This is a genomic window from Mycolicibacterium vulneris, from assembly GCF_002104765.1.
GTDB lineage: Bacteria > Actinomycetota > Actinomycetes > Mycobacteriales > Mycobacteriaceae > Mycobacterium > Mycobacterium vulneris.
This window is the reverse complement of sequence record NZ_NCXM01000022.1, coordinates 80,164-94,265: the sequence shown is the minus strand read 5'-3', so window position 1 is coordinate 94,265 and position 14,102 is coordinate 80,164. Positions and strand designations below refer to the sequence as shown.

Below are 14,102 nucleotides of genomic sequence, written 5' to 3'. Positions count from 1 at the left end.
AAGCCGGCTACCGCCGGCAGGCAGCCAAAGCATTCAGAAAGTTATTGGCGCGCAATCAGATAGGGGGCGAGCGTGGACAGCTTTTCGCAGGTCTCTTCGAATTCGCGGTCGGGTGTGGACTCTTCGATGATGCCCGCGCCGGCCCGCAGCCAGACCTTGCCGTCACATTCGTACGCGGCCCGCAGCGTCAGCGCCGCATCAAGCCCGCCGTCGGCCGACAGCATCACGACCGCACCCGAATACAGCCCGCGCGGGCCCTCGTCGAGGCGCATGATCGCTTCGACGCCACCGGCTTTCGGGATGCCCGACGCGGTGACCGCCGGGAACAACGCTTCGAGTGCATCCATCCGGTCGTTGGATGTGCCCAGCCGGCCGCTGACCGTGGAGCCAAGGTGCTGCACGCTCCCCCGTTCCCGCACCGTCATGAAATCGGTGACGACGGCGGTGCCCGGCTCGGCGATCTCGGTCATTTCCTGTAGCGAGCTTCGCACCGAAATAGCATGCTCGACAATCTCTTTGGAATTCGACTCCAGGTCGTCGCGAGCCTGGCGGTCGCGCACCTCGCCACGCCCGAGCGCGCGGGTGCCCGCCAGCGGCTCGGTCACCACAACGCCGTCGTGATGGACGGCCGCGACCAGTTCGGGGCTGTAACCCACGGCGCGAATTCCACCGAGCCGCAGCAAGAACGACCGCACCGGGGTGTTGTGCCGGCGGGCCAGCCGATAGGTGGACGGGAAATCCAGTGCGAAAGGCACTTCGATAGAACGGGAAAGAATCACCTTGTGGTAGAGGCCCGCGGCGATCTCTGCGACGGCCGATGCGACGCGGCCGCGGTAGTCCGACGGGTCGGCGGCGACGTCGACCGCCGAGGCGTCGCGCACATCAGGCACGCCCTCGCCGAGTACGCCGAGGACTTCGTCGCGGTGCCCGGCCGAGGTACCGTACAGCCGGACCCCCTCGCGGGTCACCACGATGCGGCCATGCGGCCAAAACACTCGGGCCAGTGGGGTTCCCGGCGCGAGCCGCTGCTGCAGACCGTAGCGGTACACACCGAATTCAAAGGCGATCCAGCCGAAGAGCTGATCGGTTTCCAGCAACAGCCGGTCGATGGCTTCACCGAGCACCGGGCCAGGCCTGCCCAACCATTGTTGACTCTGGGTCACCCCGTCGCGGATCACCCGCAGCTCGTCGCTGTCCAGCTCGATCATCGCGCGCACACCGGTGGCCAGCACCCATTCACCGCCGCGCTCGTAGAGCAGATACTCGTCCCCGACGCGCTCGGACAGCGCCGCGGCCAGCTCGGCCGCCAGCTCCGCCGGATCGATGTGCAGGGGAAGCGGAATCGACGGCGACTCAGAGCCTGCGGAACTGGTCTCGACGCTGACCTCGGTCACGGTTAGTAAATGTAGCCTAACCTATATAGGTGTGCGCAACCGGTCCCGGGAACTGCGCCCTCGATTGCCATCCCTGAGGCGCGGGTCTCGCCGCCAGCTGTGAAGCTCGCCACTCCAAAAGTTTCCCGATCGTTCAGGTTGCGGCCGCACAACGGGCGGCTCGGCCAGCCAGACTTTTCCTAGCTCACCGCACGCGCGCCCGCGTCCACCGGATTGGAGGACCACCGTGTTCATAATCCGGCTTTTCAACGGCGAGGAAGTGCACGCAAGCGAAGGCGACGAGCTCGAAATCAATTCGCAGACCGGCGTGCTTTCGGTTTCCCGGGTCGACGGTTTCGAGGAAATCACGACGCATTACTCGCCGTCGGCGTGGCTTTCGGTAACGCATCGCAAAAAGGGAGCCGGCGTCAGGCCCTCACTCGTCCAGTCGGCGCGTTGATCCCGAATTTACACCACAGTAAATGCACAGCAGGTTCACACCAAACCCGCGACACACGTGGCGGGCCCTCGGGTGAGATTTCGCCCCGACGAATTGGCCCTGACCTGCTGTTTCGTCGGTTATCACCAGCACCGTGAGTACCCGCTTCCCGGTGTGCTTTCGAGTGGCGGCGTGTCAACTGCGGCGATAAGTTCTTGACGGTCGTCGGGATGTTTCGTGGTTGCTCCGCTTGCGGACGGTGCTTCCCCAGATCAGCGCTCTAACCAACGGAGGCATCGATGCTGCAAGAGTTCTGGCACAACTTCACCCATAACTTGTTCAAACCGCTTCTGCTGTTCTTTTACTTCGGGTTCCTGATTCCGATCCTCAAGGTGCGGTTCGAATTTCCCTATGTCATCTACCAGGGATTGACCATGTACCTGTTGCTGGCCATCGGCTGGCACGGCGGGGAAGAACTCGCGCGGGTCAGTGCCTCGAGCGTCGGGGGCATCGTGGGCTTCATGGTTCTGGGCTTCGTGCTGAACTGTCTGATCGGCGGCCTGGCCTACCTGGCCCTGAGCCGCCTGAAATCACTCCGGAAAGTCGACCGCGCGACCATCGCCGGCTACTACGGGTCGGACTCGGCGGGAACGTTTGCCACCTGCGTGGCCGTCCTGGCCGCGGTGAACATCGCCTTCAACGCGTACATGCCGGTGATGCTGGCCGTGATGGAAATTCCCGGCTGCCTGGTGGCGCTGTATTTCGTTGCCCGACTGCGGCATCGGGGCATGGACTCCGCCGGCTACATGCCAGACGAGGCCGGCTACACGCCGCCGGTCAAGCTCGGGGTCGGACCCGGCACCGCCGCGCGACCTCCGCACGGGCAGAGCCTCGAGAGCCAAGAGGAAGCCGCGATCGAGCAGGAGCTGGAACTGTCGCTGGAAAAGCTGGAGCACCCGGATTGGGAGCCGGACCAGAGCCCGGCGCGCCCCAAGGGCAAGAGGGTGCCCATCTTCTCCCGGGAGCTGTTCCAGGAGGTCTTCCTCAACCCTGGCCTGGTCCTGTTGATGGGCGGCATCATCATCGGTCTCGTCAGCGGACTGCAGGGACAGAAGGTCGTCGCCGACGACGACAAATTCTTCGTCTTGGCCTTCCAGGGCGTGCTGTGCTTGTTCCTGCTCGAGATGGGCATGACGGCGTCGCGCAAGCTGAAGGACCTTCGCACCGCGGGTCCGGGATTCATCGTCTTCGGCCTGGTGGCTCCGAACGTCTTTGCGACACTGGGCATCATCGCCGCCTGCAGCTATGCGTCCCTGACCCACACCGACTTCAAGACCGGAACCTACGTACTGTTCGCGGTCCTGTGCGGCGCGGCGTCCTACATCGCCGTTCCGGCAGTGCAGCGTCTGGCGATCCCCGAAGCGAGCCCGACGCTGCCGCTGGCCGCCTCACTGGGCCTGACGTTCTCCTATAACGTCACCGTGGGGATCCCGCTCTACATCGAGATCGCCCGCCTCTTCGAGCATTGGTTCGGGCTCTGAGCACACAAAGAATGCCGCTATCCCAATAGCGTTCGCACCACGGCGTCGGCCAGTAGCCGTCCGCGCGGAGTCAGGACGAGCCTGTCACCGTCGGACACCAACAAACCGTCGGCAACCATGCCCTGGGCGCGCCCCCGCTCGGCAGAGCTCAGCAGATCCACCGGGAGTCCCTGGCGCAGACGGGTTTTCAACAGCACTTCTTCGGTGTGTAAGTCGTCGGCGTCGAGCTGCTCGAATCCGGCCACCGGCAGCGTCGCGGCGCTCAGCCGTTCCGCATACGCGTTGGGATGTTTGACATTCCACCAGCGCGTCGTACCGACGTAGCCGTGTGCGCCCGGCCCGGCGCCCCACCACTGACCGCCATCCCAGTAGCCGAGGTTGTGGCGGCATTCACCGCCCGGCCGCGACCAGTTGGACACTTCGTACCAGGACATGCCCGCCTGCGACAGCCGCGCGTCCACCAATTCGTAGCGGTGGGCCAACACGTCGTCATCGGGAGCGGCCAGTTCACCGCGCCGGACTCGCCGGGCCAGCGCGGTGCCTTCCTCGACGACCAGCGCATAGGCGGACACGTGATCCACGCCGGTCTCGATCGCGGTGTCGACCGAGCACAGCAGGTCGTCGTCGGACTCCCCCGGAGTTCCGTAGATCAAATCGAGGCTGACATGCTCGAAGCCCGCGGCCAACGCCTCGCGGGCGGCGGCCGCGGACCGGTTCGGGGTGTGGATGCGGTCGAGGACACCCAATACCCTGGGCGCCACCGACTGCATCCCGAGCGATACCCGGGTGTAGCCGGCCGCGCGGATGGCGTCGAAGAAATCCGGCCATGCCGACTCGGGGTTGGCCTCGGTAGTGACCTCGACATCGGCTGCCAGCGTGAAGTGCTGGCGCACCATGCCCAGCAGCGTCGCCATCCGCGGGCCCCCCAGCAGGGAGGGCGTCCCGCCACCGACAAACACGGTGTTCACCGACGGCGCCTGCAACCTCGCGGCCGCCAGTTCCAGTTCCCTTCCCAGTGCGCCGAGCCAGGCGTCCGGATTGACGCCACCCAGCTCGGCAGGGGTGTAGGTATTGAAATCGCAATAGCCGCACCGCGTTATGCAGAACGGCACGTGGATGTAGATGCCAAACGGTTGCCCGGCGACCACCCTGACCTCGGGCAGATCGACCGGTTCCTCGCGACTGGCCATGCCAAATGATCCCATGACGCGCAGGGCGACGCGGGGCGGGCGATTCCGCCCGCGACGACGACCGGCCGGGCCGCACAGTCGCATGAACTTCTCAGGTTTTTCCAATGGGCTCTCCCAAACTTGGTCGGTAGTTTTAATCACCGTGAGCCAAGATTTGACCTGCTCGCATGGCCCTTCGGCATCCATGGCACAATGGTGGCGTGACTGTCGACCGACCCAGCCCGCACCTTGTGCTCGTGGCTCGACGGCACATTGATCTCAAGCGCGTTTGCAGCTGTATCTGTCTGCCTTGACGTGGTAGACCCAGGCCCCCTGTGTCTCCAGCTGGCCGACGTTTCCGCGCCGCCCGAAAGTGCCGGTGAACTGACCTGGCCGCGCTGGCGATCCTTTTAGAGGAGAGAACTTCCGATGACCACCGCCCGAGCCGCAAAGCCCCGCAACGAGGGTCAATGGGCACTGGGAAATCGTGAGCCGCTGAACCCGAACGAAGAGATGAAGCAGGCCGGCGCCCCGCTGGACGTGCGGGAGCGCATCGAGACGGTCTACGCCCAGAACGGTTTCGACAGCATCGACAAGAGCGACCTGCGGGGCCGTTTCCGCTGGTGGGGCCTGTACACCCAGCGCGAGCAGGGCTACGACGGCACGTTCACCGGCGACGATAATGCCGACTTGCTGGAAGCCAGATACTTCATGATGCGGGTGCGGTGCGACGGCGGCGCGCTGTCGGCGGCCGCGCTGCGCACCGTCGGCCAGATTTCCACCGAATTTGCCCGCGACACCGCCGACATCACCGACCGCGAGAACGTGCAGTACCACTGGATCGAGGTGGAGAACGTCCCGGAGATCTGGCGGCGGCTGGCCGAGGTCGGACTGCAGACCGCCGAGGCGTGCGGTGACTGCCCCCGCGTGATCCTGGGCTCACCGCTGGCCGGCGAGTCGCTGGACGAGGTGCTCGACCCCAGCTGGGCGATCGAGGAGATCGCGCACCGCTACATCGGTCAGCCCGACTTCGCCGACCTGCCGCGCAAGTACAAGACCGCGATCTCGGGTCTGCAGGATGTGGTGCACGAGGTCAACGACATCGCATTCATCGGCGTCAACCACCCCGAGCACGGCCCGGGGCTGGACCTGTGGGTCGGTGGCGGGCTGTCGACCAACCCGATGCTGGCCCAGCGGGTCGGCGCCTGGGTACCGCTCGAAGAGGTGCCCGAGGTATGGAACGCGGTGACGTCGATCTTCCGCGACTACGGCTATCGGCGGCTGCGGTCCAAGGCGCGGCTGAAGTTCCTGATCAAGGACTGGGGCATCGAGAAGTTCCGCGAGGTCCTGGAAACCGAGTACCTCAAGCGTCCACTGATCGACGGCCCGGCGCCCGAGCCGCTGAAGCACCCGATCGACCACGTGGGCGTGCAGCGGCTCAAGAACGGCCTCAACGCGGTGGGCGTCGCCTCGATCGCGGGCCGGGTGTCGGGCACCATCCTCACCGCGGTGGCCGACCTCGCCGAGCGGGCCGGCTCGGACCGGATCCGGCTCACCCCCTACCAGAAGCTGGTCGTCCTCGACGTGCCCGACGACAAGCTTGACGAGCTGATCGCCGGCCTGGAGGCGCTGGGCCTGCAATCACGGCCGTCGCATTGGCGCCGGAATGTGATGGCGTGCACGGGGATCGAGTTCTGCAAATTGTCCTTCGCCGAAACCCGGGTCAAGGCGCAGTCTTTGGTGCCCGATCTGGAAAGCCGCCTCGCGGACATCAACGAGCAGCTCGACGTGCCGATCACCGTCAACATCAACGGTTGTCCCAATTCATGCGCCCGCATCCAAGTCGCCGACATCGGGCTCAAGGGCCAGATGGTCGACGACGGTGAGGGCGGCTCGGTCGAGGGTTTCCAGGTGCACCTGGGCGGCAGCCTGGGTCTGGACAGCGGGTTTGGTCGAAAACTGCGCCAGCACAAGGTCACCAGCGACGAGCTCGGCGACTACATCGAGCGGGTCACACGCAACTTCCTGAAATATCGCGGCAAAGGTGAACGTTTCGCACAGTGGGCTATGAGGGCAGACGAGGACGATTTGCGATGAGCGAACGAACAACCAAACTTCCAGAAGCCGAACTGCGGGCGCTGGCCGCCCGCGGGGCGGCCGAGCTGGAGGGCGCCAGCGCCGCCGACGTATTGCGTTGGACCGACGAGACGTTCGGCGGCATCAACGGGCCGCGCGGCTGGGCCACCTGCAACTACGTGGTGGCTTCCAGCATGCAGGAGGCCGTGTTGATCGATCTGGCGGCCAAGGCGCGTCCGGGCGTTCCGGTGGTGTTCCTGGACACGGGTTATCACTTCGTGGAGACCATCGGCACCCGGGACGCGATCGAGTCCGTGTATGACATCCGGGTGCTCAACGTCACGCCGGAACAGAGCGTCGCCGAGCAGGACAAAATGTTGGGCAAGGACCTGTTCGCGCGGGACCCCGGTGAGTGCTGCCGGCTGCGCAAGGTCGAGCCGCTGGGTAAGACGCTGCGCGGATACTCCGCCTGGGTGACCGGGCTGCGCCGGGGTGAGACCGCCGCACGCGCCAATGCGCCGGTGGTCGGCTTCGACGAGGGCTTCAAGCTGGTGAAGGTCAACCCGCTGGTCGAATGGTCCGACGAGGACGTGCAGAACTACATCGACGAGCACGGCGTGCTGGTCAATCCGCTTATGTACGACGGCTATTCATCGATCGGTTGCGCCCCCTGCACGGCCAAGCCGCTGGCGGGCGCCGACCCGCGCAGCGGACGCTGGCAGGGACGGGCCAAGACCGAATGCGGGCTGCACGCGTCGTAGCGACAGACGTGCGACATGACGAATCCGGCCGTCAGGCCGACGTCAGCGTGTTCTCGTCCTCATCGGCCTGATCAGCGGGGCGAGCGTCGGCTGCCGCCTCGAGGGCGATCGGCGGGACTCGGGTGGCACGCACGTAGACGGTGTCCCCCTCGCGCAGCGCCAGCGCCTCGGCGTCGCCCCGCGTGATCTGGGCGGTGAAGAAACCGCCGGTGGCGGCGCTGGTCAACTCGACCCGCACCTCGAAACCCAGCGTGACGACACGGTCGACGACGGCGCGCACCACCCCGACGGAATCGGCGGTGCCGTCCCCGCCGGCGATCGCCATCTCGGGGTTGCGGCCCACCCGGATATCGTGCGGCCGCACCAGGGTGCCGTTCAGGGTGGACACCGCACCGAGGAATGACATCACGAACGCGTTCGCCGGGGCGTCATAAACGTCGGTCGGGGATCCGACCTGCTCGATGCGGCCCTGGTTCAGCACCGCGATCCGGTCGGCCACGTCCAGCGCCTCGGCCTGGTCGTGGGTGACCAGCACCGTGGTCACGTGCACCTCATCGTGCAGGCGCCGCAGCCATGCCCGCAGGTCCTCACGCACCTTGGCGTCCAGCGCGCCGAACGGCTCGTCGAGCAGCAGCACCTGCGGATCGACGGCCAGCGCCCGCGCCAGCGCCATCCGCTGTCGCTGACCGCCGGACAGCTGGTTGGGGTAGCGGGCGTGAAACCCGCTCAGCCCCACCACTTCCAGCAGGTTGTCGACTTTGGCTTTGATCTCGGCTTTGGGCCGCTTGCGCACCTTGAGCCCGTAGGCCACGTTGTCGCGGACGGTCAGGTGCTTGAACGCCGCGTAGTGCTGGAACACGAACCCGATGCCGCGGCGCTGCGGCGGCACCCGGGTCACGTCACGACCGTAGATCGTGACGGTTCCGGTGTCGGGTTGGTCTAGGCCGGCGATGGTGCGCAGCAGGGTCGATTTGCCCGAACCGCTGGGACCCAGCAGGGCCGTCAGCGAGCCGGTCGGCACGACGAAGTCCACATGGTCGAGGGCGACGAAATCGCCATAACGCTTGTTGGCGTCACGCACGATGATGGCGAGGTCGTCGTGGTTGGTGCCGGCGTCAGTCACGGTCATTCCCCTCGTCAGGCCTGTTTGGCCGCTCGTGTGCTGCGGGCGTCGAGCACCACCTGGAAAACCAACACCAGCACGGCAACTCCCATCAACAGCGTGGACAGCGCGTAGGCGCCGTACTCCGCGCCACGGTTGTAGCGGTCGGAGACGAGCAATGTCAGTGTCTGCGACTTACCCGGGAGGTTCGACGACACCATGAGCACGGCACCGTATTCCCCCAGGGTACGTGCGATGGTCAACACGATGCCGTACGTCAAACCCCACCGGATGGACGGCAGGGTGATCCGCCAAAAGGTCTGCCACCAGCCCGAACCCAGGGTGGCCGCCGCCTCCTCCTGGTCGGTACCCAGCTCGTGCAGCACCGGCTCCACCTCGCGCACCACGAACGGCAAAGTGACGAAGATGCTGGCGAGCACGATTCCCGGCAGGCCGAAGATGATCTTGAACCCGAGGTCGTGTTCCACGAACCCGAGCGCGCCGGCCGACCCCCACAACACGATCAACGCGACGCCCACGATGACGGGCGAGACCGCGAACGGCAGATCGATGACGGCCTGCAGCACGCCCTTGCCGCGAAACCTGTTGCGCGCGAGCACCAATGCCGTGGGGATCCCGAAGACGACGTTGAGGGGCACCACAATGGCCACCACCAGCAGCGTCAGATTCAACGCCGATATCGCGGCGGGGGTGCTCACCCAGGCGTAAAACTGGCCGAGCCCGGGCTGAAAAGTCCGCCACAGGATCAACGCCACCGGAACGACCAGCAGCACGAAGATGTAACCGAGCGCGATGAACCGCAGCCAATAGCGCACTCCCGCAGACGATGTCATGCGGACAGCTCCTCTCGCTTGGCGGCATGCCCGCCCACGATCCGCAGGACGAGCAGCACGACAAACGAAATGGCCAACAGCACAATCGAAATTGCGGCGGCGCCGGTCCGGTCGTCGTTCTCGATCAGCGTGCGTATCCACTGCGACGACACTTCGGTCTTGCCCGGCACCGCACCACCGATGAGCACCACGGAGCCGAACTCGCCGATCGCCCGTGAGAACGCCAGGCCGGCACCGGATAACAACGCCGGCAGCAGTGACGGCAGCACCACGGAGGTGAAGATCTTCGGGCCGCTGGCACCCAACGACGCCGCGGCCTCCTCGGTTTCGCGATCCAATTCCAGCAGCACCGGCTGGACGGCGCGCACCACGAACGGCAGCGTGACGAACGCCAGCGCCACCGTCACACCCCAAGACGTGTGCTGCAGGTGCAGGCCGATCGGGCTGTTGTTGCCGTACAACGCCAGCATCACCAGGCTGGCGACGATGGTGGGCAGCGCGAACGGCAGGTCGATGATCGCGTCGACGAGCCGCTTGCCCGGAAAGGTGTCTCGCACCAGCACCCACGCGATTACCAAGCCGAAGACCAGGTTGAGCACGGTGACGCCGGCCGAGATCGTCAGGGTCACCCGGAAGGACTCGAGGGCGGCATTCGAGGAGACCGCCAGCCAGAAGGCGTTCCAGCCACCGCCCGCGGATTGCCAGGCGATCGCGGCCAGCGGCAGCAGCACGATCACCGACAGCCACACCGTGGCCGCCCCGACCCGAAGGGCGGTGGTCCCGCGGCCGCGCCCGGGAAGCGGTCCCGGTGGCGTGTCACCGCTGAGTTCGGGCCGGATTGCCAGCGGGTCCGGCGTGATGGCCGTCATCCGGTGGCCTTCGTGTAGATCTTGGTGATGCTGCCGGTGTTCTTGTCGAACAGCTGCGGATCCGCGGTGGCCCAGCCGCCCAGGTCGGCGATGGTCCACAGCTTCGCCGGCACCGGGTACTGGTTTCGGAAGTCGGCGGCGACGGCAGGATCGACCGGGCGGAAACCAGCCTGCGCCCAGACCTTTTGGGCCGCGGCCGTGTATTGGAAGTTCTTGAAGGCGACGGCGGCATCCAGGTGCGGACTGGTGTTGACCACGGCCACCGGATTGTCGATCCTGAAGGTCTGCGGCGGGTTGACGTGCTCGACCGGCTTTCCCGCCCGCTCGGTGGCGATGGCCTCGTTCTCGTAGCTGATCAATACGTCACCGCTGCCCTGCACGAAGACGTCAGTGGCTTCCCGCCCTGATCCGGGACGCAGCTTGACGTGCTCGGTCACCAACTTCTTGATGAAATCCACACCGGCGTCGCTGTGTGCGCCGCCTTCACTCTTGACGGCGTACGGCGCGAGCAGATTCCACTTTGCCGATCCGGAACTCAGCGGGCTGGGCGTGATGACCTCGACGCCCGGCCGCAACAGGTCATCCCAATCCTTGATGTTCTTCGGATTACCCTTCCGCACCACCAGCGTGACCACCGAGCCGAACGGAATTCCCTTGGTGGCGCCGGTATTCCAGTCCTTGGACACCTTGCCGGCCTTGACCAGTCGTGCGATGTCGGGTTCGACCGAGAAGTTCACCACGTCGGCGGGCTTGCCGTCGACGACACCGCGGGACTGGTCACCGGAGGCCCCGTAGGAGGTGACCACCTGCACACCCTTGCCCTCGTCGGAGGCATTGAACGCCGGAATTATCTTGCTCCACCCCGGTTCTGGGACCGAATAGGCGACCAGGGTGATGCTGGTGCGCGCGTCGGACAGCCCCCCGCCGCCGACGGCATCGCTGGCCCCGCCGTGGCATCCGGCGATGAGGCCAGCAATCAGGGCAAGGGTGAGGACGGGCCGCCAGTGCAATGCGGTCCTGATGTCCATTGAGGGCCTTCCGATGCGAACCGTAGGGGATTTCGGTCCCGTTTCTGCGGATAGGCACCTAGAACTTCAGGAGAATTCGAAAACTCCAGACCAGACCGCGTACGGGTTTGGGAGTCAGCGACAACAGTGCACGAAGGCATAGCACCCCGGAATGCAAAATGCCACGCGCATGGCGGGAAGCCTAACAGGAATTGCGGTTGCCGCCACCGCGACGGTGGCTGAGCAAACGGGCGGCGCCGGCTAGTGGTGCATCAGGTGGGTCACCAACCACGTCACGACCACCAGCGCCACCAGGATGGCGAGAATCAGCGTCACGTGCGACCGGGGCATGGGCGTTACTCGGGCGTCCCGTCGGCGTGGCGAGCGCGGCGCATCAGCTCGATGCCCTTGCCGAGCACGCCATCCAGCACGGCCGCCGTGGCGTAGGCCACCACCAGCACGACCGGCACCACCACCATGGCCTGCAGTACGAAAGGGAGTCCCGAAAGCCACAGCTCGTTGCCGTCCCACCAGTTGAGGAACGCGTTCACGGGGCTCACCCTATTCGGCACGGCCGTCGAAGACCAATATGTGAAGATCGCGGCTCCGGATGACTCCACCTGCCCGATTGCCGGCGTCAACGTCACGGTGATGAAAACACGCCGCCTTCCTGCGCAAGCGGTTAGGCGGGCGCCACGCCACCTCGCCGAAACGTTGGACGCGAGATCGCTGAGCAGCGATGATGGCCAGATGGTTCTGCATGCCCAACCCGAAGACCAGCCGGCCGATGCCTTGCCCGAGGACGCATATCAAGCCGCCTCCGCAGCGTCGATGTCGTCGTCCATCGATTTGCGCACGGCCGGGCCCCTCGCTCCCAGCGCCGGCTTACGGAACCCTTTCCCGCCGATCGCCGACTATGCGTTCCTGTCGGACTGGGAAACCACCTGCCTGATCTCCCCGGCCGGGTCGGTGGAATGGCTGTGCGTGCCCCGGCCGGACTCCCCCAGCGTGTTCGGCGCGATTTTGGATCGCAGCGCCGGTCATTTCCGGCTCGGGCCCTACGGCGTCTCGGTGCCGTCGGCCCGCCGGTATCTTCCCGGCAGCCTCATCATGGAGACCACCTGGCAGACCCACACCGGGTGGCTGATCGTGCGTGACGCGCTGGTCATGGGCCCCTGGCACGACCTGGAGCGGCGGTCGCGGACGCATCGGCGCACCCCGATGGACTGGGATGCCGAGCACATCTTGCTGCGCACCGTGCGCTGCGTCAGCGGCACCGTCGAATTGATGATGAGCTGCGAGCCGGCGTTCGACTACCACCGCGTCGGCGCCACCTGGGAGTACTCCGCCAACGCGTACGGCGAGGCCGTCGCACGCGCCACCAGGGAACCCGACGCCCATCCGACGCTGCGGCTCACCAGCAATCTGCGCATCGGGCTGGAGGGCCGCGAGGCACGCGCGCGCACCCGGATGAAAGAGGGCGACGACGTGTTCGTCGCCCTGAGCTGGACCAAGCACCCGGCGCCGCAGACGTACCAAGAGGCCGCCAACAAGATGTGGCAGACCACCGAGTGTTGGCGGCAGTGGATCAACATCGGCAACTTCCCCGATCACCCGTGGCGGGCGTACCTGCAGCGCAGCGCGCTCACGTTGAAGGGCCTGACCTACTCGCCCACCGGCGCCTTGCTGGCGGCCAGCACCACCTCACTGCCGGAAACGCCTCAGGGCGAACGCAATTGGGATTACCGCTACGCCTGGGTCCGCGACTCGACGTTCGCGTTGTGGGGTCTGTACACCCTGGGGTTGGACCGCGAGGCCGACGATTTCTTCGCGTTCATCGCCGACGTCTCCGGCGCCAACGACAACGAACGGCACCCGCTGCAGGTCATGTACGGGGTGGGCGGCGAGCGCAGCCTGGTCGAAGAGGAACTGCACCACTTGTCCGGCTATGACCATGCCCGCCCGGTCCGGATCGGCAACGGCGCCTACGACCAGATCCAGCACGACATCTGGGGCTCCATCCTGGACTCCTTCTACCTGCACGCCAAGTCACGCGAGCAGGTTCCGGAGACGTTGTGGCCGGTGCTGAAGAAGCAGGTCGAAGAGGCGATCGAGCACTGGCGCGAGCCGGACCGCGGCATCTGGGAGGTGCGCGGGGAACCGCAGCACTTCACGTCGTCGAAGGTGATGTGTTGGGTGGCACTCGACCGCGGGGCCAAGCTGGCCGAGCGGCAGGGCGAGAAGAGCTACGCCCAGCAGTGGCGGGCGATCGCCGAGGAGATCAAGAACGACATCCTGACTCACGGCGTGGACTCGCGCGGGGTATTCACCCAGCGCTACGGCAGCGACGCGCTGGACGCCTCGCTGCTGCTGGTGGTGTTGACCCGGTTCCTACCGCCGGACGATCCGCGGGTGCGAAACACCGTCCTGGCGATCGCCGACGAACTCACCCAGGAGGGCCTGGTGCTGCGGTACCGGGTCGAGGAGACCGACGACGGGCTGTCCGGCGAGGAGGGCACCTTCACGATCTGCTCGTTCTGGCTGGTGTCGGCGCTCGTCGAGATCGGAGAGGTGCGGCGCGCCAAGCGGCTGTGTGAGCGACTGCTGTCCTACGCCAGCCCGCTGCACCTATACGCCGAGGAGATAGAACCGCGCACCGGCCGGCAGCTGGGCAACTTCCCGCAGGCGTTCACCCACCTGGCGCTGATCAACGCGGTGGTGCACGTCATCCGCGCCGAGGAGGAAGCCGACGGCTCCGGGATGTTCCAGCCCGCGAACGCACCGATGTGACGTGGCGATCGCGAGCGCGGCGTAGCCGGGCGAAGCGGGTCGCCACCATCAGCTAGTGGCGATCGCGAGCGCGGCGTAGCCGGGCGAAGCGGGTCGCCACCATCAGGTAGTGGCGATCAGG

13 protein-coding genes are annotated in these 14,102 nt (G+C 66.1%); 6 read left to right on the top strand and 7 right to left on the bottom strand.

All coding sequences use genetic code 11. From position 1 onward, the window contains the following. Window positions 1-41: 41 nt before the first annotated feature. A complete protein-coding gene (locus tag B8W69_RS20340) occupies window positions 42-1,394 on the bottom strand; it encodes a salicylate synthase (protein WP_085291572.1) in 1,353 nt (450 codons plus the stop codon). Window positions 1,395-1,620: 226 nt separating this feature from the next. Here B8W69_RS20340 and B8W69_RS20335 point away from each other — a divergent pair, with 226 nt between their 5' ends. Further along, window positions 1,621-1,833: a hypothetical protein gene (locus B8W69_RS20335; RefSeq protein WP_085291571.1), complete on the top strand. Its 213-nt coding sequence runs from the start codon at window positions 1,621-1,623 to the stop codon at window positions 1,831-1,833. A 278-nt stretch (window positions 1,834-2,111) separates the two neighbouring features. Next, window positions 2,112-3,353, top strand: a complete 1,242-nt coding sequence (locus tag B8W69_RS20330; RefSeq protein WP_085291570.1) for a sodium-dependent bicarbonate transport family permease — start codon at window positions 2,112-2,114, stop codon at window positions 3,351-3,353. A 17-nt stretch (window positions 3,354-3,370) separates the two neighbouring features. On the opposite strand, the gene hemW is transcribed toward B8W69_RS20330, so the two are convergent. Then, window positions 3,371-4,543, bottom strand: coding sequence for a radical SAM family heme chaperone HemW (gene hemW / locus B8W69_RS20325; protein WP_085291600.1), 1,173 nt, complete (start codon window positions 4,541-4,543; stop codon window positions 3,371-3,373). 167 nt (window positions 4,544-4,710) lie between these two features. Between hemW and B8W69_RS32105 the strand changes: the two genes are divergently transcribed. From B8W69_RS32105 to B8W69_RS20315, 3 genes are all read left to right on the top strand, one after another. Next, entirely contained in the window at window positions 4,711-4,836 is a 126-nt protein-coding gene (locus tag B8W69_RS32105; protein ID WP_369332969.1) for an Ms4527A family Cys-rich leader peptide, read from the top strand. Window positions 4,837-4,951: 115 nt separating this feature from the next. After that, window positions 4,952-6,619 (top strand): nitrite/sulfite reductase, encoded by a 1,668-nt coding sequence (locus tag B8W69_RS20320; RefSeq protein ID WP_085291569.1) that lies wholly within the window; start codon window positions 4,952-4,954, stop codon window positions 6,617-6,619. After that, a complete protein-coding gene (locus B8W69_RS20315; RefSeq protein ID WP_085291568.1) occupies window positions 6,616-7,359 on the top strand; it encodes a phosphoadenylyl-sulfate reductase in 744 nt (247 codons plus the stop codon). Before B8W69_RS20320 ends, B8W69_RS20315 begins: the two co-directional genes overlap by 4 nt. A gap of 31 nt (window positions 7,360-7,390) precedes the next feature. Here the strand turns inward: B8W69_RS20315 and B8W69_RS20310 are convergent, their stop codons facing one another. From B8W69_RS20310 to B8W69_RS20290, 5 genes are all read right to left on the bottom strand, one after another. Next, on the bottom strand, window positions 7,391-8,488 hold the full coding sequence (locus tag B8W69_RS20310) for a sulfate/molybdate ABC transporter ATP-binding protein (protein WP_110881998.1): 1,098 nt from the start codon (window positions 8,486-8,488) through the stop codon (window positions 7,391-7,393). A gap of 8 nt (window positions 8,489-8,496) precedes the next feature. Beyond that, the gene (gene cysW, locus B8W69_RS20305) at window positions 8,497-9,315 is read right to left on the bottom strand and encodes a sulfate ABC transporter permease subunit CysW (RefSeq protein WP_085291567.1); all 819 of its coding nucleotides are present in this window, start codon (window positions 9,313-9,315) and stop codon (window positions 8,497-8,499) included. After that, the gene (gene cysT, locus B8W69_RS20300; protein WP_085291566.1) at window positions 9,312-10,184 is read right to left on the bottom strand and encodes a sulfate ABC transporter permease subunit CysT; all 873 of its coding nucleotides are present in this window, start codon (window positions 10,182-10,184) and stop codon (window positions 9,312-9,314) included. Before cysT ends, cysW begins: the two co-directional genes overlap by 4 nt. After that, window positions 10,181-11,212: a sulfate ABC transporter substrate-binding protein gene (locus B8W69_RS20295; RefSeq protein ID WP_085291565.1), complete on the bottom strand. Its 1,032-nt coding sequence runs from the start codon at window positions 11,210-11,212 to the stop codon at window positions 10,181-10,183. The genes cysT and B8W69_RS20295 overlap by 4 nt, the downstream gene beginning before the upstream one ends. Before the next feature lie 335 nt (window positions 11,213-11,547). After that, window positions 11,548-11,751: a hypothetical protein gene (locus B8W69_RS20290; protein ID WP_245843315.1), complete on the bottom strand. Its 204-nt coding sequence runs from the start codon at window positions 11,749-11,751 to the stop codon at window positions 11,548-11,550. A gap of 190 nt (window positions 11,752-11,941) precedes the next feature. Here B8W69_RS20290 and B8W69_RS20285 point away from each other — a divergent pair, with 190 nt between their 5' ends. Further along, window positions 11,942-13,981 (top strand): glycoside hydrolase family 15 protein, encoded by a 2,040-nt coding sequence (locus B8W69_RS20285; protein WP_085291598.1) that lies wholly within the window; start codon window positions 11,942-11,944, stop codon window positions 13,979-13,981. Window positions 13,982-14,102: the final 121 nt, after the last annotated feature.